Origin of the sequence: Caballeronia zhejiangensis (genome assembly GCF_022879815.1) — a bacterium.
GTDB lineage: Bacteria > Pseudomonadota > Gammaproteobacteria > Burkholderiales > Burkholderiaceae > Caballeronia > Caballeronia zhejiangensis.
The window spans coordinates 373,396-396,857 of sequence record NZ_CP084287.1; the positions used below are offsets into that span (position 1 = coordinate 373,396).

At 56.3% G+C, this 23,462-nt stretch carries 17 protein-coding genes and 2 pseudogenes; 9 read left to right on the forward strand and 10 right to left on the reverse strand.

What is annotated here, in order from left to right; translation table 11 throughout:
• Positions 1-1,042 precede the first annotated feature (1,042 nt).
• Positions 1,043-2,104: an IS630 family transposase gene (locus LDZ23_RS31455; protein WP_244808339.1), complete on the forward strand. Its 1,062-nt coding sequence runs from the start codon at positions 1,043-1,045 to the stop codon at positions 2,102-2,104.
• Between the two features lie 1,586 nt (positions 2,105-3,690).
• Here LDZ23_RS31455 and LDZ23_RS31460 read toward each other — a convergent pair.
• A complete protein-coding gene (locus LDZ23_RS31460) occupies positions 3,691-3,828 on the reverse strand; it encodes a hypothetical protein (protein WP_244808340.1) in 138 nt (45 codons plus the stop codon).
• 285 nt (positions 3,829-4,113) lie between these two features.
• On the opposite strand from LDZ23_RS31460, the gene LDZ23_RS31465 reads away from it, so the two are divergent.
• From LDZ23_RS31465 to tnpC, 3 genes and pseudogenes are all read left to right on the forward strand, one after another.
• Positions 4,114-4,638, forward strand: a complete 525-nt coding sequence (locus tag LDZ23_RS31465; RefSeq protein WP_244808341.1) for a transposase — start codon at positions 4,114-4,116, stop codon at positions 4,636-4,638.
• Positions 4,614-4,967, forward strand: a complete 354-nt coding sequence (gene tnpB, locus LDZ23_RS31470) for an IS66 family insertion sequence element accessory protein TnpB (RefSeq protein ID WP_045463971.1) — start codon at positions 4,614-4,616, stop codon at positions 4,965-4,967. The genes LDZ23_RS31465 and tnpB overlap by 25 nt, the downstream gene beginning before the upstream one ends.
• A gap of 31 nt (positions 4,968-4,998) precedes the next feature.
• Positions 4,999-6,357 (forward strand): annotated as a pseudogene (gene tnpC / locus LDZ23_RS31475) (IS66 family transposase); the annotation flags it as partial.
• A 108-nt stretch (positions 6,358-6,465) separates the two neighbouring features.
• Here the strand turns inward: tnpC and LDZ23_RS31480 are convergent.
• The 3 genes from LDZ23_RS31480 to LDZ23_RS31490 are packed head-to-tail and all read right to left on the reverse strand — an operon-like array spanning position 6,466 to position 9,634.
• Positions 6,466-7,461, reverse strand: a complete 996-nt coding sequence (locus LDZ23_RS31480; protein WP_244808342.1) for a tyrosine-type recombinase/integrase — start codon at positions 7,459-7,461, stop codon at positions 6,466-6,468.
• Positions 7,458-8,405 (reverse strand): tyrosine-type recombinase/integrase, encoded by a 948-nt coding sequence (locus LDZ23_RS31485; RefSeq protein WP_244808343.1) that lies wholly within the window; start codon positions 8,403-8,405, stop codon positions 7,458-7,460. The genes LDZ23_RS31480 and LDZ23_RS31485 overlap by 4 nt, the downstream gene beginning before the upstream one ends.
• The gene (locus tag LDZ23_RS31490) at positions 8,402-9,634 is read right to left on the reverse strand and encodes a site-specific integrase (protein WP_244808344.1); all 1,233 of its coding nucleotides are present in this window, start codon (positions 9,632-9,634) and stop codon (positions 8,402-8,404) included. Before LDZ23_RS31490 ends, LDZ23_RS31485 begins: the two co-directional genes overlap by 4 nt.
• Positions 9,635-9,758: 124 nt before the next feature.
• On the opposite strand from LDZ23_RS31490, the pseudogene LDZ23_RS31495 reads away from it, so the two are divergent.
• A pseudogene (locus LDZ23_RS31495) lies at positions 9,759-10,001 on the forward strand (transposase domain-containing protein); the annotation flags it as partial.
• A gap of 316 nt (positions 10,002-10,317) precedes the next feature.
• On the opposite strand, the gene LDZ23_RS31500 reads toward LDZ23_RS31495, so the two are convergent.
• Positions 10,318-11,031: a phosphatase PAP2 family protein gene (locus tag LDZ23_RS31500; protein ID WP_244808345.1), complete on the reverse strand. Its 714-nt coding sequence runs from the start codon at positions 11,029-11,031 to the stop codon at positions 10,318-10,320.
• Between the two features lie 1,534 nt (positions 11,032-12,565).
• Between LDZ23_RS31500 and LDZ23_RS31505 the strand changes: the two genes are divergently transcribed.
• The 4 genes from LDZ23_RS31505 to LDZ23_RS31520 all read left to right on the forward strand — a co-directional run bounded on the left by LDZ23_RS31505 (position 12,566) and on the right by LDZ23_RS31520 (position 15,571).
• On the forward strand, positions 12,566-13,000 hold the full coding sequence (locus tag LDZ23_RS31505) for a YeeE/YedE family protein (RefSeq protein WP_244808346.1): 435 nt from the start codon (positions 12,566-12,568) through the stop codon (positions 12,998-13,000).
• Position 13,001: 1 nt separating this feature from the next.
• Positions 13,002-13,433 carry a YeeE/YedE family protein gene (locus LDZ23_RS31510; RefSeq protein ID WP_244808347.1) on the forward strand — a complete coding sequence of 144 codons (432 nt, stop codon included), beginning with the start codon at positions 13,002-13,004 and terminating at the stop codon, positions 13,431-13,433.
• Between the two features lie 62 nt (positions 13,434-13,495).
• A complete protein-coding gene (locus LDZ23_RS31515; RefSeq protein WP_244808348.1) occupies positions 13,496-13,681 on the forward strand; it encodes a hypothetical protein in 186 nt (61 codons plus the stop codon).
• A 1,110-nt stretch (positions 13,682-14,791) separates the two neighbouring features.
• Positions 14,792-15,571: a class I SAM-dependent methyltransferase gene (locus LDZ23_RS31520; protein WP_244808349.1), complete on the forward strand. Its 780-nt coding sequence runs from the start codon at positions 14,792-14,794 to the stop codon at positions 15,569-15,571.
• A 189-nt stretch (positions 15,572-15,760) separates the two neighbouring features.
• Here LDZ23_RS31520 and LDZ23_RS31525 read toward each other — a convergent pair whose 3' ends face one another.
• The 5 genes from LDZ23_RS31525 to LDZ23_RS31545 form a co-directional block, all read right to left on the reverse strand.
• A complete protein-coding gene (locus tag LDZ23_RS31525) occupies positions 15,761-17,452 on the reverse strand; it encodes a GNAT family N-acetyltransferase (RefSeq protein ID WP_244808350.1) in 1,692 nt (563 codons plus the stop codon).
• A gap of 107 nt (positions 17,453-17,559) precedes the next feature.
• Complete coding sequence (gene murJ, locus LDZ23_RS31530; RefSeq protein WP_244808351.1) at positions 17,560-18,966, reverse strand: murein biosynthesis integral membrane protein MurJ; 1,407 nt, start codon at positions 18,964-18,966, stop codon at positions 17,560-17,562.
• A gap of 355 nt (positions 18,967-19,321) precedes the next feature.
• On the reverse strand, positions 19,322-20,473 hold the full coding sequence (locus tag LDZ23_RS31535) for an MraY family glycosyltransferase (RefSeq protein WP_244808352.1): 1,152 nt from the start codon (positions 20,471-20,473) through the stop codon (positions 19,322-19,324).
• Between the two features lie 312 nt (positions 20,474-20,785).
• Complete coding sequence (locus LDZ23_RS31540; RefSeq protein WP_244808353.1) at positions 20,786-21,040, reverse strand: hypothetical protein; 255 nt, start codon at positions 21,038-21,040, stop codon at positions 20,786-20,788.
• 762 nt (positions 21,041-21,802) lie between these two features.
• On the reverse strand, positions 21,803-22,669 hold the full coding sequence (locus LDZ23_RS31545) for a hypothetical protein (RefSeq protein WP_244808354.1): 867 nt from the start codon (positions 22,667-22,669) through the stop codon (positions 21,803-21,805).
• Between the last annotated feature and the right edge of the window lie 793 nt (positions 22,670-23,462).

A 23,462-nucleotide genomic window follows, 5' to 3' on the forward strand; every position in this document is an offset into this window, starting at 1 on the left:
CATATGAACAGTCGTCATCTTTTGATTTCGCGAATCCATGTTGTTGCGGCGCATCGTTCACAAACGATTGCGAGACAATCCATTTCTAGGGTATCCCAGATGGCATCATCCATCGGTTCCGATAGAGTGGCCACATAGGCCCGGTGAAAGCTTGTTCTGTCTACGGATAACCTACAAATCGCGCAATTCGCTAATCGATTCATTTTCGGAAAAGTGATTGGCACCTTCTCGTGCATCATCACATCGCCGATAGACGCGTTAAGACAGTTTCGAGAACAGTAACAGGCCAGGCCAAACTGTGCTCCACTCTCAAAGTAAGGCACTGTTTTGTCGAAATGAAGGCGAGAGCGTTCGCGGACGATCTCATACACCTCGCCCTCGAACCGGTTATGGCAACGAAAGCACTCAAAATGTGTTGACAGTGCCGGTTCCACGATCGTCTCCATTGACTTTGCTTCTACAGACGCGAGCGCCGCACACAGATCTATTCACGCATGGGGATTTGGCGGCCGACGACTGACCTGGGCAGTCCGACGTCAAGAGGGCTCAGAGCCGTTCACCTCCCACGGCCCGCCGATATCGTGGGAAATACATGCAGCTCGTCGTCCAAAAGACCAATTCAACAAGTAGTAGGAGTCACAGGCGACACGTTCCTCAATTTTCAATCCGTCTGTTTCTCCGTTAATTCCGTTTACCTGGGCCCAGCGAGTGCGTTGGTCTTTCAATGAAGCATTCGTCGAGCACGTTCGTAAGCAGAACATACACAACGCGTAGCTAGCGCTGCACTTTAACAGGAGCAAGTGATCCTTCGCCTTGTCGACGCGGTCCGCGACGACCTCTCGAACCTGCATTTTATTCCCGACGTGCGTAGCCTGGCTATGTTCAAAAGCGGTGTGAGGCGTCTGCCGGTGTTTCCCCTGTCGATCTAGTGGCGTCGCCTCTCTATAAAGATGCGCAGTAAAAGAAGGAAATATTCGAACTGGATTTGCGTTGGCCGCGCTAGTGCATTGCATCATTGAATTGGCACCCCAAGTGTGTTCAGATGCAGGTCATGGGCAAAATGAATCTGACCGATACCGAACGCGAGCAACTGCTGTCGGCGGCGCGCAGCCGAACGGTGCGTGCGGCGCACGTACGACGCGCGAAGTTGATCCTGATGCTCGAGGACGGCGAATCGCGCGACAGCATCATGCGCACACTGGGTTGCGACTCGCGCTTCATCGCGCGCTGGTCGGGGCGCTTTCTTAGCGAGCGACTGTCTGGCATGTACGCCCGACATCCCGGGCGCGCTCCCAAGCAGCCGCCAGCCAGACTTGAGGCGCGTGTGCTCAACCGTACTCTCAAGCACAAACCCGCCGACGGCTCGACACACTGGAGCAGCTATAAGCTTGCGGCAGAGCTCGGCGACGTGTCGGTCTCGACCGTGCAGCGCATCTGGCGCAAGCATGGGGTCAAGCCGCATCAGTTGGAGCGGCACATGGTCTCCAACGACCCGGACTTCGAGGCCAAAGCAGCCGACGTGATCGGGCTTTACCTGAACCCGCCGGCGCACGCAGCGGTGTTCTGTGTGGACGAGAAGACCGCGATTCAGGCACTCGAGCGCAAGGACCGGATGCTGCCGCTGTCGCCGGGGCGCGCCGAGAGTCACGGCTTCGAGTACAAGCGCAACGGCACGCTCAGCCTGTTCGCGGCGTTCAATACTGCGACCGGCGAGGTGCTGGGCAAAACAGCGCCGCGCCACACCAGCGAACAGTTTGTGGCCTTCCTGACCGACGTCGTGGCCAGCCAGCCCAAACGCAGAGAAATCCATGTCATCTGTGACAACGTGAGTAGCCATAAGACGGAGCGGGTGGCCACCTTCCTCAACGCGCATCGCAACGTACGTCTGCACTTCACGCCGACCTATTCGTCGTGGCTTAACCAAGTGGAAAACTGGTTCTCGCGCATCCAGCGTGATGTGATCGCCCGTGGCATCTTCACTTCAGTAAAAGATCTGGATCGCAAACTCATGCATTACATCCGCGAGCACAATAAACATCCAAAGCCGATCAAGTGGAAGTATGACGATCCTTCACGTCGAATCCGCCAGGTGCCAAATCAATGACGCAGTCGACTAGTTGCTAGTGCACCACTTTTCATCGTTATTGCGACGGTTGTGAACGGAAGCCCTCCACAGTGGCGACGCCGGGCGGATCTCCCTGGGCGACCGCCTGCTCGAAGCGCTTGTTGACTGCTTCGATCGCGAAGCGCGCGCCTCCCTGCGCAAATGCGGCAGTGCAGGATACCGTGAGCACGCCGAACAGTGTGACGTCAAAGCGAGGTCGTCGGAACCGGCCGCATTGAAGGACTCCATGCCGAGCAATTTCGCCGGCGACAGATTGGGACGGCAACGCCGCTTCGCCACGTGGCTGGCACGGCCTCCACGTGCTTTACAGGTGTAATCTAGGCGAGCCGGCGTGCCAATTCAAGTGGTGGCCGCGTTGTGGGAATTATCCGCGACATTACCAAGATAACGTGTAGCATGCGCCCGAAGCCCACATGCATCGCAAGGCGGTCGCGATGCCGGCGGATCACTCCAGTTTGTAGAGAGCGCGAAAGCAGCTCGCCCACGCCAGAACGCACGGCGAGCGGGCCTTAATCTCGCGTGGTATTGGTTGCTTGCCGCCGCGGCCGTCGCGACTGCCCGAGAAGACTACGTGAGGCGGATTAGATGCTCGATTTCCAGGCGTCCTTGATGCGTCTCTTCGTCGCGTCGTCAGCGGACGCGGGGACGCTATGTATAACTGGTGACGGCGATCGACTCAGGCCTCAAATCTATCAAGCCACCTCAGTGGAAGTCGGGGCACACGGTGACCCTGCATACGAGGTAGGAGAATCGTGGATTCCGCGTGGCCGCAACCGACATGGCGAGGCAGTGAGTTTGTCACCTGCTGCGACCAAAAGAAACAGACGGGGCTATGTCGGTGCGGGCCGCAATTCACAACAAAGTCTCTCGAGTGGCTTGCAAGTAGTCAGGGCCCGATAGCACTATCGAGTACTCTTGCAGCGTTGCTCGCCACGACGGTAAGGGAAAGTCAGGCACTAAATGGGAAGACATGCCCCTTCGATTTCTCTAGCAATCGTCGGCGGAGCATTCGTTTCCAATGCGACGAACCTCTCGGGCGGCTTGATAGCGATGCAGCCGAGAGCCCGCCACATTGAACGTCGACAAGAGCGCTCGTCTACGGGAGAGTCAATGGTGAGGGCGCGCGTCGCCCTCTGATAGCCGCCAATGGATTGGGTCAATCCCACCGTCATCAAAGGGTGGTAACTGAGAATTTGCTGACGCTGGCGGTTGCAGTTCTGGCGCGTGCCACCGTCAAGGTCAGCATCCTGCCGCGACGTGGACGTCAAGGTCACCCGGCCTAGTGTCGGCTATGACCGAACCTCGCGCGTCGGTAATTCGGAAAGGCTCGGCCAAAACTAACCGTTTGCCGCGTCCTTTCCGTGGTCGCTTGGGCGACCGTTGAACTTCATAAAAGACGAACAGTCCACAGCGAGTCGAACGGCAGAGGCGGGGCGAGGGCGGAAGTTTGCGCCGCTGCAGGCGCGGTCGTCCGTTGCTTGGAGTGCGAAGCTCGTCGACCGGCCACTGCCGACATAAGTGTTGACAGGACAATTCCCGTGCGAACGACGTAAAGCATCATGGGTCTACCCCGTCCGTTTTCGAAGGTCTTCGCCGTCGCAATCCGGGTGTTCAAGCGGCGTAAATCGGACCTCGATTTCTTTTTTGTGCAGGTTCGAGCCGGCGTAAGCATTGATCGGATGATCGCCTTCGACGATCATCACGATATCGCTTGTCTTGCGCGGCACAGCGTTGGCTGCGATTTTGATTCGTCTTACGCAGGCCGCGGCCAGATGCCCAAAGGGTCCGCCCCGTTCGAATCAGGCTAGCGCGGCCCAACCCTGCTGCCACACTCGTCACTTGCCCAATCACTAAGAGGGGCGCTGCCTTCTTCGTCGAATTGCCGACGTTTCCCATTACTTTATCTGTAAGCGGTCCATCTCCGACGTCTGGCAGTGAGCGACAGTAGCGAGGACCATAGGTGTCCACCTATCTTGAGGTGGACACCTATGACTGGCATAGACTCAGAGTTGGCAGTAGTACGTCGTAGCAGCGATGGTCGTCGCCGCTATGACGAAAAAAGTAAACGCGCCTTGATTGAGGCATCACTTCGTCCCGGAGTATCAGTCGCCGGTCTGGCTCAGCAGCACGGCATCAACGCCAATCTGCTGCGCAAGTGGATCGCGAAGTACTTGGTGGAGCGCGAGAAAGGCATTTCGCCAGCGTCGCAGCATAATGGCAACGACGAATACAACGCGCCTCCTCCCGACAAGTCGATTAATGAGGTGGCCGCCGCTCTGCCAGGGTCGCACCAACCCGTCCCCGTCGCGGTAAAGCCGTCTGCGTTCGTGTCGGTCGTTTCAGCGTCGCCGACACATCCGTCCACACCACCATCGATGACACTTGCCTTGCATGTGCGTCTGTCGAACGGCGTCGAGCTCGAACTCGGCGGGGCAATCGCGACCATCGACGAATTGACGACCATGGTTCAGATTCTGGGGAGGATGCCGTGTTCCGGTTCGACGACGATCTGAAGGTCTATCTGCACCGCGATCCCGTTGATTTCCGCTACGGCATGAATAGCCTGTCGATTCTCGTCGAGCAGTCGATGCGCCTGAATCCGATGGACACTTCGCTATACATCTTCGGAAACCGGCGTCGCGATCGGATAAAAATCCTTGGCTGGGATGGCAGTGGTTTCTGGCTTCTCATAAAGCGATTGGAGAGAAGCCATTTCATCTGGCCCGACAACAAGGCTGAGATCGTGACGATGACCACCAATGTGCTGCACGCGCTACTCGACGGCGATGACATCACCGCAATCCGGCGGCATCCGAAGCAGGAATATCATCGCGTGAGCTGAACAGTGAGGCGGTGTGCGGGTCTAACCAGCCATGCCGATCAACGTCACGATCACCGCCGAGGAACTGAAGGCGTTGCTCGCCGAGCGCGATGCTGCGCGTGCATTGCGAGAAGAACAGGAGGCATTACGCGGCGCCTTGCGGCTCGTGACGGCCGAGCGCGATCTCGCCGAGGAGCGCCTCCGAGCTTATCGTCGCGAACTGTTCGGCGCCAAGAGTGAAGCACGAGATTCTGATCAACCTAGCTTGTTCAACGAAGCCGAGACGCTCGGAGCGAACAGCGCGCCCGCGCAGGAAGACACGCCGGAGACGACAGTCGCCGCGCACAAGCGCAAGAAGCGCGGTCATCGCAAGCCGCTAGATCCGAATCTGCCGCGCGAGGTCGTACGACACGAACTGCCCGAAGCCGAACGCTTCTGCACGAACGATGGGCACGCGCTCGTCGAGATAGGCGCGGAGATCAGTGAGCAGCTCGATGTGATCCCGGAGCAGCTTCGGGTGATCCAACACCAGCGCGTCAAATATGCGTGCCCTTGCTGTGACCTCGGGATCAAGGTCACGCCGGCGCCGCCGCGCATCATCGCGCGCGGACTGTTCAGCGAATCGGCGCTTGCATGGATCGCCACCTGCAAGTATCAATTCGGCATGCCGCTGTATCGTCAGGCTGGTTTGCTGTGTCGCTTCGGTGGCGACATCTCGTCGAACACGATCGCCGCCAGCATGGTTCGCGTTGGCCTCGCGACCCAGCCCGTGATCAACTTGATGCGCGATGCGTTGCTCGAGGCAGAGCTGATCTACTGCGACGAAACAACGTTCCAGGTACTGAAAGAAAAAGGGAGAAAACCACAAACGAAGAGCTACTTCTGGGCGCAGATGACCGGCTCGGGCGTTCCTATCCGCTGCTTCAGCTATACACCTGGACGCGGCGCCAAGTTGGCCGACAAGCTGTTCACGGGCATCCGCAAGGGCGCGGTTCTGGTGACTGACGGCTACGAGCCCTACAACGACATCGCTCAACGCTACGACCTCGTGCACCTCGGATGTTGGGCGCACCTGAGGCGGTACTTCATCAAAGCGGAGGAGAACGTGCCGAAAGCCGCGCGTTCGCCCGATCTGCTCGCGGCACGCTTCATCACGCTGATCGGCAAGCTGTTCGCTGCGGAGGCCCGCTCTAAGAAATGGAAGCCTGAGCGACGACAGCGATTGCGACGGCGATACAGCACGCGCATACTCGACGCCATCTACGCTTTAGCCCTCGCGGAGTCGCCCGGCGTCGTACCAAAAAGTTTGCTCGGAAAGGCACTGACCTATCTGCGCGAACAGTGGCCGAAGCTGATCCGCTACGTCGAGAACGGCAGTTGGCCTATCTCGAATAACCCTTGTCATGCCGCTAGCGGCATGACAAGGGTTATGCCGACTCCTCGATTATGCCGCGTCATGCATGCACGGACACAACGGTTGGCGGATCTCTGTTCCCGGTCACTCCGGTTGTCGGCATTATCAGAGGGCCTCCAGGAAGGCGAGCAACGGATCTGGAGGTTTGTAGCGTGTCGGTGCAACGCCACTCGCCGTCGCGTGCGCGAGCGCCCGTTCCTTGAGTTGCATGTCGGCGTGCAAATAGATCTGAGTAGTCTCGGAGGACTCGTGCCCGAGCCAGAGTGCGATCACGGTCAGGTCGACGCCGTGATGCATCAGGCTCATCGCGGCCGTGTGCCGAAGCGTATGAGGCGTTATTGATTTCTTCTTCAGCGAGGGGCACGAGAGGCGCGCGATTTCGGCGTTGCGCGACACGAGTTGCTGAAGAGCATCAGCACTGAGATGACCGCCGCGCGAACTGGGGAAGACCGGATCGCCTGGTTCGCCTGGTTGATACAGCAGCCACTGTTTCAGGACGGCAACTACATCGGGTCGCAGCGGAGTACATCTCATCTTTCTGCCTTTGCCGAGGCAACGAACGTGGGCGCCTGTCCCGAGCGCCACATCCTGACGCCGGAGTGCGGTCAATTCGCTATTGCGCAGACCCGTTTGAACCGCTACAAGAAGCAGCGTTCGGTCGCGGTTGCCGATCCAGTTTCGTACGTCAGGCGCCCCTACCAGAGCTGCGGCCTCGCTCTCGGTCAGAAACTCAACCGGGCCGTGCTCGCAGCGTTTGGATGGGATTGCAAGAATGCGTTGACACTGCAGAAACAACGCAGGCTCGCTGACCGCGACGAACCGGAAGAAGGCATGCACGGCGGCAAGCCGCGTGTTGCGTGTGCGCACCGAATTGCCTCTGCCATGTTCGAGGTGCTGCAGGAATTCCTCGATCAGCGACACGTCGAAGTCCTCGATTCGCAGCTTTGACGGCGCGCGCCCTATATGCTTCGTGGCGAACGCCAGCAACAGCCGGAACGTGTCACGGTAACTTGCCACCGTATGCGAACTCAGACCTTGCTGCTCGAGCAGGCGCTGGGTGAAGAAGCGCTGAACGAGGGCTGGGAGACTGGCGGCGCTCACGTCCGTTCTCCCGGACAGTCCTTGTCGAGATAGGCTGCCGCGAGTTCAAGCAACTCAGGAACCGATTCGATATACCAGTACGTAAGGCCGATGTTGACATGCCCGAGGTAGGCGGCAAGTTTCGGCAATTCCCGACTTACGTCCAGACCGGCGCGATACCATTCGACCAGCCTTCCAGTCGCGAAGCTATGCCGGAAGTCCTGGAGGCGCGGGCCGTAACCATCGCGCCCGTCCTCTGTCGACGATCGCAGACCAACAGCGCGCGACATTCTGACGAACATGCTTCGTGCCGTGCCTGCCTTCAGTCGCTTGCCGTGCTCACTAACCAGGAACGCATCGCTCGATCGTACAGGACAGAGTTGATCGCGTTTCCGGGCATATTGTTCGAGCGCCACCCGGGAAGACTCTGCTACGGGAACAAAGCGGGATTTGCCGAACTTCGATTCCCGGATGGAGAGTATCCCGCTGACGAGGTCAACGTCGGACCGATCGAGCCGGAGCGCCTCGCCTGGCCTGAGGCCCGTTGCTACAAGAAGCCCTATGAGCGTCGAATAGGTAAGTGCTCGCATGCCAGTTCGGGATCGCAGTTGAGCGGCGCGGGTCATAAGCCGATCAATTTCCTGCTCAGTGTAAATATGCGGGGCGTTGCGCCGTCTGCGGGCACTCAGGAGTCCTGCTGGAGGAATCTGGTTTCGACTGTCAATCACGTTCATCCATCTGGCAAATCCTCTTACTTGAGAGAGGCGCCGTCCCCACGTAGCGCGTTCGACGAGTTCAGGCGTCGTCGCCCAGCGCAGGGCCAGATTGGTTGTAATGAACTCGGCGCCTTCGCGTTCCAGCAGGTCAACGAAATGACCGAGTGCCAACGCAGGCTCATAGAATGACGCCCCTAGAGCACGGCGGACTGCCACGTACTGGGCGAGAGACTCATGGATCGCAGTCATATTGCACCTCCCGCCGTGGGCCACGAACGCGCGACACCGCGCAGGTCTTCAAACGCGACCTTTGCGTAGATCGCGGTACTGTCGGGTGAGCGGTGCCGCAAGACCTCGGCGATTTCTGCCATCGAGGCCCCGTGGCGAATCATCGTCGTCGCCAGAGCGTGACGGAACAGATGTGCAGCGCCCCTGCACGCGGGGCGGAAACCAACACGTGCGAAGGCCTGACAAACAATCTTGCCAATCGCCGCCGGGCCCGCCAAACCAACTCGAGGCGCCAATCTGCGCAGGAAGACGCGACGCGATGCACTCGCTCCGCGACCATCGCGGAGATATGTTGCGATTGCCTCTCCAACCTCCGATGAGAGCGGCACGTGCTCGACCATCTGCCCCTTGCCATGAACGAGGAGTTCCCCCGAACGCCAGTGAATGTCGTCGAGCTCGATTTCGATGATTTCTCCGGCACGTAAGCCGAGCCTCGCCAACAACAGCAGGATTGCATAGTCACGGAGCCCAGTCGGAGTCGACCGGTCTGCAGATGCAATGAGAGCTTCTTGCTGCTCAGGCGTGAGGAACGTCGGCACAGTCGACTGTCGCCACTTACGAACCGAGGGCACTGACCCAGCCAGGTCTCGGGCCGTATCACCACGCAGAAAGAGGAAATGGCAGAACGAGCGAAGCGCAACTGCCATCAGCCGAGTGTACTCCGCCGATCGGCCTTTGCTGCGGGCAAGAAGATGATTCCGGATCGTTACCGCGTCAAATGCATCTGGCAACAAACTTCCGTCGCCGGCCGAGTGACTGTGGAGAAAGTCGCGAATGAACGGGCCGTAGACGAGCAGAGAGTTCTTCGCGAGTCCACGATCCTGCCTCAGATAGTCCAAGTATCGGCGATAAGTGTGCGCGATCGCGGACTGGCCGTCTAATGTCGGCGAACACACAATGGCTTCCGCGCGCAGATAGGCGAGAAACTGCCGTAATGTGGGACGCGCACGCTGGACGCGGTCTCGTGATGCGTCGATCATGCGCTTCATATAGCGAGCCGTGACAGACTCATCGAGGTCAATCAGGCCGATGTTCCTGTGCTTCATCCACCGAGAGAACGCACACAGGACTCTTCTTTTCTTGCGAAGCGATACCTCGGAATAGTGTGCCGTCCGTAGACGATCAAGAAATGCATCGATGTGATGGGCCGGCAGTCCGCCGGATTCGCTGACTGTGCGTGTTGCGTTCATCTGATATCTCCTGGCCAGCGCTTTAGCCAGCCTGAGAAATCATATGTTTATGCCGACGCAGCGATCATGAAAGGCCATACCCACCGCCACGCGCACGCACGACGCGGCATAATCGAGGAGTCGGCATAACCCTTGCGAGAATGCGATTCGCCCATTCGTCGTCGGGCGCCGCTCATGGCTTTTTAGCGACACCGTAGCGGGGGCGAACGCAAGTGCAAACCTCTACAGCCTGATCGAAACCTGCAAAGCCGGGGGCATCGATCCCTATCGTTACCTCCACTGGTTATTCCAGCGCCTTCCGCTGGCGAAGACCGTCGACGACTACGACGCGCTGCTGCCCTGGAAGATGCCCGCAGATCTCCGCTGACCCACTTCGCTATCACACATCACGCGCTCTACCACCTTACTCTGAGCGGCGTCGTTCGTGGATCGCTTACCTTTATCTCTCAAGAGCAGGAGTCGCCGGAAAACTCCCAGATCACCCACAAATGGGTTGTTCGCAAGTTCTTTGCCACTGCACGTGTGAAAATCTTAAGAAGGCGGCGGCTCCCTGAACTCACCGGGGAGACCCGGTGGCCATAACTCGGTCGCCCCGAGGATTTGGACGCTTTATTGCATGACATACCCTTGCTGAACAGCAAGCGCGGCGCGCTCGGGTCGCGCCGTTCGCCGCGAACCAGACATTAACGAAGCGATCCGCCGTGCAGTTGTTTGACGACCAACGTCGCAAGGTACCGCGGCTCATCGAACATCGTTGCGAGTTCGAAGAAAAACAGAAAGGCGAGCATATAGCCGACGGCTGGCCGATATTCCATGAATCGCACGAAAATCGGCGCGATGCGGCTACGGATCGGCGCGCGGCTGAACATCCATGCGCAGAACGCTCCGATGATTGCGCCTCCGAGGACATCGCTGGGATAGTGCAGCCCCAGATAGACGCGAGGCAGACACACAAAGACTGCACACTGCGCAATCGTGAGCATGCCGATCCATCGCCAGACGAGGAAAATGCCGACGGCTATCGTCATCCAAAGTGCAGCGTGATCGCTGGGGAAAGAGCTCCACAAGCGCATGCGGACGCCGGTCTTATCAGCTAACGGAAACAGCAAATGAACGGCGGGATCATAGAGTGGACGGAGTCGAAACGGCAGCGTCAGCGCGAACAGGCGGCCGAGCAGAAATGCTACGAGCGCAGCACACAGTATTGCGACGACAATCTCGCGGCGCCATTGCTGGGCGTCTCCCGGGTGAAACCAGATGGCGCACAGAATCGCCAACGGGACGAGGCCTTTAGTAAAGTAGAACTCGGTTATCGCGAAAACGGCGTAAGAGAATACAACCGAAGACGCAGCGACGTGAACGAGCCATACTTGAATTGCGGTATCAAAGGCGAGCATGGCTCGCGTCTCCCAGACAAATTGGTCATCGTATTAGGAAATCTCATCGCGATGTTCTCAGTGCCATGTTGGCGCAGCTTCTGATGACCCTGGCCATACAGTGTGCTCCCGATATCTCTGCCCAACTAGCCGTCACACAAAGCAAAGTCGAACTTCTTGACAGAGTCGCGAAGGCACTCTTCGCACTGCACAGGCACGGACGCTGCGGCGCAGCCTCTTCGGGCTTGCCCAACTCCTGCTTGCTGTCAGTCATAGCCGTCCTATGGCGCGATTTGCGCGACCTTGTCGATGTTTGACATCACTATAAACTTCCAGAGGACGACTGTGCGTAACTACAAGTTGGCCGAATCACGTACTGTTCCCCTGCTGAAATGGACATGCCCGGCAAGCTCTTAGGTTGGTGACGCCACCGACTTCCAAATGGTCTTCGCTCATCCGTGGGGCAACGAGTGTTACTCCTGCAACGCACTTTGGTGAAGAGCGATAGCCGTCGTCCGTTGGAGTTGGAGCGGAGCCAGCTCAGGATGTCTCGCCTATTCAAGTGAGCCGGTGATTCGTGCCATCCCCTACGTCCTCATTTTCGTGATCAAAAATGGCGGTTTCCATGCCTTATCGGAATTCCATCCCCGCCGTTGAAACTGGAAGACACTGTGTGTTCGGCGTCTGCTTACCCCGACGAGGAAAGAAAGATCCGCTCCCGTGTGGCGCATGTCGTCTTGGTGGTCAATGACGCAGGCGTTCCACAGAGGTACGCTCCGCAGCTAGCCCAGAGTGCGAGCACGTCCCTTTGGCGCTCGCCAACGTCTTTCTGTCGCAAAGGCGAGTGCCTGCACAGGTGCGCCCGTATGGGTGAGGAGTAGCAAAACCGCCCGCGTGCAAACCCCGCAGGGGTTACGTATCAAGGGGTGCTGATCGCCACCATCCAAAAGATCTCCACGGTGCAGACACGTCGTAAAATCACAGGCCAGTTAAGCATAACCTTAAAACTCTTCTATAAGAGCCGCCGAACGCTGTGCATTTCGCGCGGTTCTCAACCATCCCGCCGAACGCCTTCCGCAGATAGCCCGACGCAGACAGGTTGTCCACATGCCTTGTTTTTTAGGATCCGCAGTAACTGGTCATGTCGGCGATGAATACGATGATCCTTCGCGCTTGTCGAGGTGTGTTGAGCCGTGGAACGGTAGTCGAGGAGGTGGAAATGAATTGCGTATTCCAAGCGTCCGATCTGCGTCAGTCGACCTATCGGTGCTGCAGAAGAGCGCGGCAAGGAAGGCGCGCGCGCCGCGGATGGTGGTGGTCAAACGTGACCGGTTGCTGCTAATGTGCCACTTGCCCACTCGAACTCTTCGTGATTGATCTGGACCAGCAGTTGAGCATTCGTCAGCTAAAAATTTCGCAGTAACACGGCGGGTTGGGCGATACCCCGCTCGTTCAGACCCGGGAAGGAAAGTCCCGATCTTATTGGAACAAAGATGATTGCAGTCTTGAACCTACTCTACGACCGTCTTGCGGCCAATGAACACGAGGAACGGTTATGTCGATTGATATTGCGAGCTTTACTCCGGGAGTGTCGCTGACAGGCGGCCTGGTGATTGGCACGGCCGCGGCTGTGCTTGTGTTCTTTAACGGACGTACCGCCGGCATCAGCGGCATCCTCGGTGGGCTGCTCCGCGCACCACCGAAAAACGTGGGATGGCGTATCGCTTTCATTGCGGGGCTCATCGGGGCGCCTTTGCTGGAGAGCTTGTTGGGCGAGCCGATCGCGCTTCAAATCCAAGCCGGGTGGATAGAGATACTAATTGCCGGATTTCTGGTTGGCATCGGCACGCGTTATGCGAATGGTTGCACAGCCGGCCATGGAGTTTGCGGCATATCGCGCGGCTCCATCCGTTCGCTTGTTGCGACGGCAACGTTCATGGTAAGCGGTTTGCTGACTGTGCTCATCTCGAGACATCTGCTGGGAGGCTGAGATGCGTTTGGTCACTGCGCTATTTTCTGGCCTGCTATTTGGCGTCGGCCTGACGGTCTCAGGCATGGCTAATCCGGCGAACGTACTCGGATTTCTTGACGTAGCGGGACGATGGAACCCGTCTCTTGCCTTTGTGATGGGCGGGGCCGTCGCCGTGAGCTCCACTGCGTTTCTACATGCGAGACGCCGCAAAAAATCCCTGCTGGGGTCGCGGATGCACATTCCCGCACCAACAGCGGTAACACTGAGGCTTGTGCTCGGGAGCGCAGTGTTTGGCGTCGGCTGGGGCCTTGCAGGGTTTTGTCCCGGCACCGCCTTGGTTGCGTTGGGCGCTGGCATTCCGAAGGCGTGGGGCTTCGTCGCCACGATGCTTGCAGGCATGATGGTGTTCGAGATCAACGAGCGCGCGAAGCTGAGTGGCCAGCGAGCCTGAAGGGCTGATCACCCGAGCGCGGGCCGGCTGTCCGAACGCGACGGCGGGTTAGGCGGCGCAATATGACCGTACTGCCTAGGGGCGGCGTGCGCGGGCAGGCGGCTTTTGGCGCGCGTATTCCGGAAATCGGATCTTGCCACCGTTACCCCAGTCCAAACACAGAAGGACAGGTCATCGTCGCGACGAGAGGGCTTGCCTTCTTTGGTGCGACATTTGAAATCATGGGATTCGAGATCAAGAAACTATAAAGGCGGGGTCGTCGCCTGGCAGCCGCAGGAGGGCATATGAGGGAATTGGAGCACCGTGCTCTGTTCGCAGGAGCCGCTAGCAGACTTCAACTAGGCCGGCAACGCCCCCGTCCAGCGTCTCATGCTGGGCTTACATAATAGGCCGCGCAACTCCTTCACCCGCATCGTACGTGGCTTGACCATGAAGCGAGCGAATGCGAATCGAAGGCACAGGTTCATCGGTGCCGCGCCCGGAACTCGCATCGCCCCGAGGACAGTCGCAATGATCGAATGACCTGTATCGGAGGTGAGCAAGCATGCTTATGCTTACTCAAACAATACGCGGCACATTAGGCCCGGATTTGCCCGTAGCTACGCCGCGTTGGGCGAATCTGGATGAGGCATTGTACGCATTGGCTAGACCACGTACGCAACGTGAAGGAGGGCGGCATCTCGTTCATATCGTAGGTCGCCCTGCGCACTCCTACTGTTTTGAAGCTTACTGTGGGGAAACGCACATTGAAATTCAATGCACCAGTTGAGCATAGCCGCCATGATCGTTCAAAGGTGACATCGAAACGCGTCACCTACCATGAAGATGCCCGTGACCAGCGTCGTTTATACAAAGCAATTTTGATGGACTTGTGTTTGAACTACGATACGGCTCGATGTCTTATCCGATGGTGATCAGGGTCAAGTGAGCACCCTGGTGCACCCGTAGGTGCCTTCCGGTAATCCAGAGAAGCGATGTGTGTGCATCATTCGCAGATTGCCGACAGCGCACAAGTTACTCTAGATACAGAGGCAAGTACATGCGCGCCGCCCCCAACAGTCGAGAGAGGATATGTTTGATCTAACGATTAACCTTCTTTCTGTATTTTGGACAGTTGCATACTTTGACTGCGGCAGTCGTCGTTCGGCGCACTCAAGCTCTGGCCGCGTGCATAGAACTGTCATTTGGCGACGACTGCTGCGCAGTTCGGCACTACCGAATAATTTCCGCCACCTCATGGCGGGACCGACGTTTCGCAATGGCACGACGTGCTAATCGAGCAGGACAGTTCGTCGGTCCGTACGAGTCGATGTAACTGGCACTCCTGCCAAAGCTATCTGATTTGTTGAGAACAGAGCATGAACCAAGACTCAATCAATCTTAAGGCCTATGGCGACAAGCGCATTGTTGGCGATTTCGCCCATGGTTACGACCTTCAAAAGCCTGAGCAGGTGATATTAACAAAGATCGCCAGTGATATACACGGGGGCGAGATCTTAGACATTGGTGTGGGATGCGGACGGACCACACCTGCCTTATTGAAGATAAGTAATCGATACACTGGCATCGACTATTCGCAAGGTATGGTGGACGTATGCCAGGACCGATTCCCACAGCAGAGGTTCGTGGTCCATGACGCTCGAAAGTTGGATGTATTCCCGCCTAACCATTTCGACCTGGTATTCTTTTCATTCAACGGTCTGGACACTGTAGGGCATGTGGACAGACTGGATATCCTTTCGAAAATTTTAAACATTCTCAAACCAGACGGATACTTCGTCTTTTCGAGCCACAATCGTGATTTCGTGCTATTTGAAAGCTTCCTACGAATGATTCCCACGATTCGCCTAAGTCGGAACCCTCTAAGAACCATTAAACGGATTGCTAGACTCCCTCTCCTTTATTGCAGGCACTTAAGGAATTGCACGAACCAGGTTTTCGAGAGTGAATATGCAATCATCAACGAGCCGGCGCATGAGTATAAGATGATGCAGTACTATATTTCTATTCCGGCTCAAATTCGGCAGTTACGTTCTGTCGGATTCGATCACCGAATCGAAGCATTTAGCGCAGAGGGGAAGATCGTGGCACATGACAGTGAGAGTGGTTGGATCTATTATGTCTCTCGAAAAGGATAAGATTCGCTCACACAATGACGATACGAAGTGTAGCACCCGTTCGAACCACGTCAATGCAATCATAACCGCATCACGATGAATTGAGAGGGCGAGGCTTGGTCGCGGATCAGACGTAGAATGCAAGAATATAGGTCACACCGTCCCACCCTCCGGGTCAGTTCGATTAAGTAGACGATGCTCTCAACACAATCACACCGCGTAAGGCGAGACGACCGCGCGCTTATTATCGTTTTGACATGCGTCTACGCTCAAAGGTGCAGCTAGAAAAAAGTTATCACGAGATACGTATTCGTTCAACTTGACATCACTTGCAGGCAAGGCGAGGATTAATTGAGCTTCGCCGCGTGGCTGGTTTATTTCACTAATCCACCGCGCTACACACAAGCGAAGTAGATACGCTGCATCCCCATCTGGATGCGCATAGAAGCCGACAAGCAGGGGCGTGCCCGATGGCAGGCTGAGAGACGGTGTATTAGCAGGGGCGGCTACATTTCCCGGGACTAACCAGCAACTAGCGACCAACCGATCATTCTCCGACAAGGTATATAGATTAGCACCCATATCGATGAAGCGCTGCGCATCAATCAAAAAGTCTCGAAGCGACACGCCATGCGCTGACGATTTGTAATTTAAGAGCTCCGAGATTTCGTTCTTCTGGACTTTATCCGAACATCGGATGCGTTCGTTCGGGTCGTTGTTGAGTTGGTACAGCGTGAAGAGAATGTCGGATCCAGATTTAGTCATATTGCCCGACGCAACCGCGTCTTGATGCCCTCTGTGAGAACGGATTGCCTGCGATAAAGAGAGGAACGGTTGCCGAAAGCCAACCCTTAATAGCTTCCGTACGGCCTTCTTTGCCAACTCATGGGTTAGTTTGAACTCGATCAGACTCCTGAGTCCAGGAAAGAAGTAAAGGGTATGAGTATCCTGACGGCCTTTCGCTAACTTTTCCTTGTACGCGTCGCCCCCGGGCGTGAGGTCAAATACGCGTTTCTCTTCACGTAATAGTAGCTGGGCCGACATCAGGAAAAGAAGGACGCAAGGGCTATGCCGCGCATGAAACGGAGAGTGACCGAACGCAAGGGGGTGGAAATAACCATTGCTTCGTGTTCCTACAAGCCATGCGACGATTGTGTCATCGACGCGCAGGACTGTCATGTGCAGCAAGTCGGAGCGGGCGGCCATCGCAAGATAGAATGATTTCAACGAGCGGTCGCTTCGTGAGCGATGGCAATTGTATTGGCCGATCTGCCTGAATTCATACAGTGGCCACACACGGTCGAAAATCTCGGGGAACTCATCCCGCCCAATCTTTGAAAAGGATACGGTTCCCAGTTGCTTCAATCCTTTCAGACCGCGTTGCCTCGACTTCAACGCGCGGTTGACGTCTTCTTCGACTAGGCCGAGCAACGGACGTGAAGACGGAGTCAGTATACATTTTCTCTTGAAGCTGATGGACTTCGGTAACCAGGTCAGAGGCGTTGAAGGTGGAAGGAACTTCAGCGTTAAAACCTGACGAGGCCAATGCTCTTGGAGAATGGCCAAAGCTTCACAAATGAAAGAGTCTCGTGTGTCAGGCCGTGCAAGCCAGACCTGGTATTCAGCGAGGGTGTCACCCGCGTAGACTAATTCCGAAGTCGCCTTATTGATCGCAACTGTAAGCATCCCAGATAATGTTTGAAATTCATCAAACATGGTTAGGATTACTGGAACAAACTGATCACTATAAGTATCGTACCATATCTTAACGAAGTCCGGGCTCTGGTAGGCGGTCGCCCACGGACAAGCCTGATACAGATCACGCCATTGTTGTTCGAGGGAAGGTTCACAAAGGAGTCGGAAGGCCGCATCACCACTTGAGACGAGCACTTTTCGCATCATGGGCTCCTGCTAAGATCATCGAGAAGAAGGGCTGGGCATTTTCTGGAAAGCTACCTGGCTTGACTGCAGGGGCGCACTCGATGAGTAGATGTCCAGTTAGGAAGCGCCTACCGCTTCCGAACAACGTCTTCCATTCGGCTTGATTCGTCGGCGTGGTCCGTCGCCATGTGATTGTATCGAACGACGAAAAGCAGAAAATAGCAACCTAATGCTCCGGCATTCATCACGGCGGTTGCAAGGAGCACGCCCACCACGCCAAACCAGCGAACTAGCCAAAAATTAGCAAGAGCCTTAAGTGCGAATGAGATCACCGCTACCACCGCGATTTCATGAAAGCGGCGCTGACCGGCAAAGAGCTGCAAGAGAACCAAGCCCGCCAAGTAGAAGGGGACCTGTACGAGGCCCCAGCGCAACAGTGTGCTAACGGCCATCGTATCTTGGCTCGTAAATGCGCCGTGCTCGAACAACAATGCAACCCCCCATGGCGCGAGAAGCCACGGTACGGCCATGGTTACCGCGCCGGAACCCAGCATGAGAAAAGACCACTTTACCGCAGTATCGCGAGCACGGACCATATCTCCGGTAGAAAGGACCTCCGACAGGATAGGTAGCGTCGCCCTACCAATTGCCAGTGCTCCGATCCCAAGTAGTAGTGCCAGAAGTCGGTTTGCATACGCCGCAGTGGCGATTGCGCCGTCACCGAGATGTGCCAAGTAGTATTGATCAAGAGGTGTCGCAAGCCCGACGACAATGCCGCCAAACAAGACGACGCCTACGGATCGATAGATATACGGCCATTCCGGAGACGTCAATGAGAAGCGAGGCGTCACCCGAATGCTGTCAGCCCTGAGCGCGAGCACCCTTAGCAGTGTTGCCTGTAGGATAAAGCCGATCACCGTGCCCCACATTAGCGGTGCGGGGGATTGGGAGTTGTGAGCAAATAGTACGGAGGCCAATACCGTGGCCGACGGCACACATTCCAAAAGCGTATTGACATGTCTTTCGCGCGCCTGGAGTCGCGCGGCTGAAACGCATATCGTCAGCAGCAGTGCCCCAACCGGCAACATCCCGAACTCGAGCTGGCGAGATATTGCCCGCGTCTGCTCCGACAGATCTGCCGCGATCATATTTAGGAGGGGATCCCATAACAAGTAGAGAATTAGAGCCATGAGTATACCCAGTGAAACACTAGCGACCTCGACTTCGCTAACGAACTTTGCTTGTTTTGCCTTGGTCGCTGTTCGCAATGCAACCAATGTTGGAATCAGAACAATGCTCATACAGCCGATGAAAATAGAGGGTAAGAACGTACTTAGTGTGAACGTCAACTGATACGCATCCACGACGTCACTAATGCCATAGCGGTAGGCAATAGACATCTCTTTGAACGCGCCTGCGCATTTTCCGACGATGACGAAAAGCGAGATTCGCGCGGCGCTCTTTGCAATCCGCTTGTGAACGGGGTGAATGTTCGAAAGGCGGCTGCGAAAGCGATTGATGTGAGCTACAAGCATAATCTTCCTCGCAACGCACAGGGCACCGCGCTCGCTTGAGCTCGATCGAAGCGTTATGCTTGACCGCGACCCGATGTGAGGGCGTAGGGTTTTCGACGAACAGAGAGCACAGAGACCGAGTGTGAACCTACGCCCCATTTGAGAGCGGTCGCCATATGATCTTACCCTTAAGCTAGGAAGCAATACGACAAAAACGTCGATTCGATATTGCGGCGCCCATTGTCTCGCTGAACTTCGGTACGCTTGGCGACTACGTTTTCGTAAGCAGTTGTGTAGAACTTAGAGCGGATTTCATCTGAGTCTCCGCTTACGCGCATCGTGACTTTGAAGAGGACGCATCGTCAGATTCGCCGGATCAACGCGGGCGGTCCCGCGCCGCCGGGACATCCGTTCTTGAGCGGGATATCTGGCTAAATGTCGAGACGGGCATGATTAACCACGCTGGAGTCTTGAACCTGACGATGGCCGAATAAAGCCATACATAGATGCCCACAAAGGCAAGAGCCGAGAACGCGAGCACACGAGGCGAATTCCAGAAGAATGTCGCCGGAACGATCGTAACTAGGCTAAACAGCCACAAATAGGGGGAGCTGATCGAGTTGCGCCGCGTGACATGCTGCTTGTCCTTAGACGTACTCCCCTTGCGTGCGATCCGCTTGTAGATGAGCGTATGGAGATGCAGCGCATCGGGAGTATCGACCGCCTGGCCGCGCACAAAGCGGCGGCGATAGATCGAGAAGAGCGTCTCGAAAGCCGGATACGTCGCGACGATCGCATAGTAGGCGCTGACGTCGGGATGACGCACGATCAGCAGCACCAAAAGTTCTGCGATCAAAAAGCCGATGAGGTAGGCCCCGCCATCGCCGAGAAACACGAGCCCTGAAGGATAATTCCAGACAACAAAGCCGCCGATTGCCCCGATCATCGTGAAGGCAACGCTCGTGATAAACCAGTCGTCCACGCAGACTGCCACGTAGCCGATCGAAGCGAAGATCAGAATGGCGATGACTGAAGCGAGGCCGTTGAGTCCATCGATGATGTTGATCGCGTGTGTAACTCCGGCCACCGCGACCATCGTGAAAAGCACTCCGATAGGTAGAATAGCGAGCGCGCAGTCGATGGCCGGCACGTCTACGCGGTCGACTACCGCGCTCAGCCCGAAGCAGCCCGCGAGCGCCGCGCCGAGCGCGCACAACAGACGCATGCGTGGCGTCACGCGCTTGGTAAGATCTTCAGCCAGTCCGCCAATGAAGACTAATGTGGCGCAGACCAACAACAGGAATGTATCGTGCGATGGCGCTGTCTGAAGGAAACGTGAAGCAGCGAAGGTGATGGCGGTGCCGCAGTAGATTGCGAGACCGCCGACTCGGGGAACCGCGCTTTGATGTATCTTCTGAACGCCACTAAGATCCAGGTCCATCGATGAGCGTATATATCTCCCTGCATATCGGACCAGTAACCACGTCATAAAGAACGTGGCTGCGAAGCCCAGACCGATATTAATCATCTTGCCTCTCCGTAAGCTTGCGACAGCCGGACGAGCAATGCGTGAATACGTACCCCGAACTCAACGTGAATTCGCAACCGTTGAGAGATGCGAGAAAGAAAAAACTAATAGGCGTTCACTAGTATGGCGAATGAAAGCGCCTCGAAAGGCGATACCGGACGGTATCGTAATCGACAAAACGCCGTCTTTCCAGGACTTTTACGAGAAATGTTTCTGGCTTCGGAGCCAAGGTCCTTGAGATGGCGCTCGATCTTGCCTTGTTTTTTTTTGGATTAATGCTGTGGCACGTTTCCTCGCCTTGTCACAGAGTTCCTAGACGGGCTGCGCTACGATCGTGATCGAGTGTATCCCTCGCAAATCGTGTTCGGTCGCGAGCTTGCGCCAGGCATCGGGCTCCGATCGCTGGCCTTTGATGATGTATGCGGCATCGCCCGCCGAGTGATACTCGACGACGAAGATGTAGTCACACGGCACTGCTGCTGAAATCGCAAGAAGTTTGGCATGATCCATGGCGATTCCCTCGGTCTGGTTGGTTACCGTCTTGGACAGACGGGAATCCTCTATCAATTACCGGTGATCCGACCGTGCTATCCCGCCGTGTAGTTATGCGGGCGCTGAAGCGCGAACGATCAGCGACTGCAAGTTCAATGCGCGTAGCGTTATGTGGCAGCGCCACGATTTTCAAGCCGACGTGTCCTCTTCCAATGCTTGGCAAAGAATTGAAGGCAGCATAGCTGCTGATGCTGATCAGTTCAAGCTTACGGGCCCATTAGGAAGCCGAACGCATATTCGGGCGGAGAGCAGGAAGCGGCCACTTCAATCCAGCTTGGTTTTGCAGGCCGGAAAAGAGTAGGCGAGCTGTCGAGGACTGGTCGATGCTAAACGCGAATTTTCCACCCGATGTCTGGACCAAGAGGGTACCGACGGCCAGTATTCTTACTACATGCATGCGTCGTGTCCTCGCGTGGAGGTGCTGGGGTGCGCCGTAAAGCGCATCATGCAGCCGTCGAACTTCGTGCTGGCGACGGCCGCCGTTATGACAACACAAATCGCCGTTCGCATGGAGCGTGTGTTCGACGTTGAACAACACGATGATGGGTCTACTGATGAACACGAGCTCGTGCTGCCCGGGTAAGATGCAATTCCGCACGCCTAAAGGTAGACAAACTTCCCCCCCGAGATAATTAGTTTGTGACGTCGCCGTCGCGGTCCTCAGACGGCCAATCGCTACGATGGCTCTTTCCGGGGGTGAGGCGCGTGCATGGTGCCGATGCAATTCGTAGGTGCTCCTCTTTCTCACCCCGCGGGCGACGTCGATCCCTGAATCGCTTAGTCTTCGGTCCTCAAATCCCTCGCGCCTTTCCGAACGACGAGATGACCGCCGTAGGCCAACAACTCTTTGTCATCCATTGACCTGAATTCGTCGTTTAACGAGGCCTTAGCGATTGGCAATGTGTCCCAACACTTCCGTTCGACCACTTCAACTTCGAAACCCGATTTTTGAAATATGCGCCTAACCTGACCAATCCTGAGACGATTGGTATACATATTCGTTTTCCTAAGGAAGCCGCGCTCCCACGTGGAACTTCGAAAACGCAGGTGATTCAAGCTTCCGGCAAGCATATCGCGAAAATCGAGAAGGTGTGAACCGGTGCCGCCATCCGCAGTGACTCGATAAAGTTCGTCCGAGAATGTCTGAAATTGGTATAAGGGAATATGCTGTAGGCAGGAGTGCGAGAACGAGAAATCGATCTCGCCGTTTCGAAGCTCGGACAGGCTGGCGACGCCGTTCACCAGATATTTACAATTAAGCGCATTGAGTAGACTGTCTAAGGAATATTTTGCAGCCTCAGGCATGGACTCGCCCATACTGTAAAGTTCGTCAAGCAAGGCACGGTAGGCAAGGGGATCTGTTTCGGCGAAGGGCCCGGCATCTACTAGCACCTTTCTTCGAAATCGCGGATGTGCATACACTGCTGTGAATAGCGAGTCGCCTGGACCCATCTCCAAGAGCGTTTCCGCGCTCGGATTAGCGTGAGCGAGGTGATGATAGTAGACATCTCGGGCGTATGCTGGATCAAGCATTGCGCCCAATTTAGAGATTCCATGGCGCCGCCAGAATGAATAAGGAATACCGAGGTTTGCGGCAATGACCTTCGAAGCCAGCTTTGCTTGCCATGGCACGAGCATGTGCATAGTTGTGCTCCAGAAGTGCTGTCGGAATTCCCTATTTAAGTCCATGAAGGTAGGAAGTCAAGACGTTCGAACGTAGCCAAAGACCTCAGGCAAGCGACGGGAATGCACGCCGGGTTCGTCGCGTGGGCGGCGCCTGACGCTGACTTGCGCGAGCGGGCGCTCTTTCGAAGAGCCTAGTCGCTGATGCTTTGAGTGAGCCTTGAGACGATGGAACCGAAGGGTCGCGGAAAAGGCGTTTTCGTTCTCAGCGATTTCTAAGCGCGCAGCCTTCTCGCCGAGGCGATGGACCACGACATTGAGATGACTGGAGTTATCGTCGGCGAACGCGCGTTGGGATTCTCGGCAGAACTTTGCGCGACTTAGCCGGGGGTACGTTTGCTGAGAAGACCAAGAATGGGCACAGTTTCTCGACCCATCCAGTGATGGCTTTATCGTGTTTGCCCTTGGGCGCGAGATCGACGATGTCGAGCGCGAGAGGACCATACAGTCATTCGATCCGATTGCTCTCGGCAACGCGCGCGCACTTCAGGCGTGAAAGGTGAAAAGTGCCTTTCTCTGGGGCGAGAGGTCACGCACGGGCGAGGCAGGGCTCGATGACGAGTGAACTGATTGCCGCGTGGGCCGTGAGCCTCGAGGAGATCCGATGAACTTGCGTAATGCGCGACCGCACTTTCTACATTCTCGTGTCGTTTGATTGTCGTCAAGAGGGCTCGTGTAGTGGCGGCATTATTGCAGCCCTTAATTAGGTTTGCATGGAGGGGTCACCGCGCCATGAGCGCAAATCGAATAAGAC

Excerpts from the sequence above, each read along its gene's own strand:
- LDZ23_RS31455 (WP_244808339.1), top strand. The coding sequence starts at position 1,043 with ATGCAGGTCATGGGCAAAATGAATCTGACCGATACCGAACGCGAGCAA.
- LDZ23_RS31465 (WP_244808341.1), top strand. The coding sequence starts at position 4,114 with ATGACTGGCATAGACTCAGAGTTGGCAGTAGTACGTCGTAGCAGCGAT.
- LDZ23_RS31485 (WP_244808343.1), bottom strand. The coding sequence starts at position 8,405 with ATGACTGCGATCCATGAGTCTCTCGCCCAGTACGTGGCAGTCCGCCGT.
- LDZ23_RS31490 (WP_244808344.1), bottom strand. The coding sequence starts at position 9,634 with ATGAACGCAACACGCACAGTCAGCGAATCCGGCGGACTGCCGGCCCAT.
- LDZ23_RS31500 (WP_244808345.1), bottom strand. The coding sequence starts at position 11,031 with ATGCTCGCCTTTGATACCGCAATTCAAGTATGGCTCGTTCACGTCGCT.
- LDZ23_RS31505 (WP_244808346.1), top strand. The coding sequence starts at position 12,566 with ATGTCGATTGATATTGCGAGCTTTACTCCGGGAGTGTCGCTGACAGGC.
- LDZ23_RS31510 (WP_244808347.1), top strand. The coding sequence starts at position 13,002 with ATGCGTTTGGTCACTGCGCTATTTTCTGGCCTGCTATTTGGCGTCGGC.
- LDZ23_RS31515 (WP_244808348.1), top strand. The coding sequence starts at position 13,496 with ATGACCGTACTGCCTAGGGGCGGCGTGCGCGGGCAGGCGGCTTTTGGC.
- LDZ23_RS31520 (WP_244808349.1), top strand. The coding sequence starts at position 14,792 with ATGAACCAAGACTCAATCAATCTTAAGGCCTATGGCGACAAGCGCATT.
- LDZ23_RS31525 (WP_244808350.1), bottom strand. The coding sequence starts at position 17,452 with ATGATGCGAAAAGTGCTCGTCTCAAGTGGTGATGCGGCCTTCCGACTC.
- murJ (WP_244808351.1), bottom strand. The coding sequence starts at position 18,966 with ATGCTTGTAGCTCACATCAATCGCTTTCGCAGCCGCCTTTCGAACATT.
- LDZ23_RS31535 (WP_244808352.1), bottom strand. The coding sequence starts at position 20,473 with ATGATTAATATCGGTCTGGGCTTCGCAGCCACGTTCTTTATGACGTGG.
- LDZ23_RS31545 (WP_244808354.1), bottom strand. The coding sequence starts at position 22,669 with ATGCACATGCTCGTGCCATGGCAAGCAAAGCTGGCTTCGAAGGTCATT.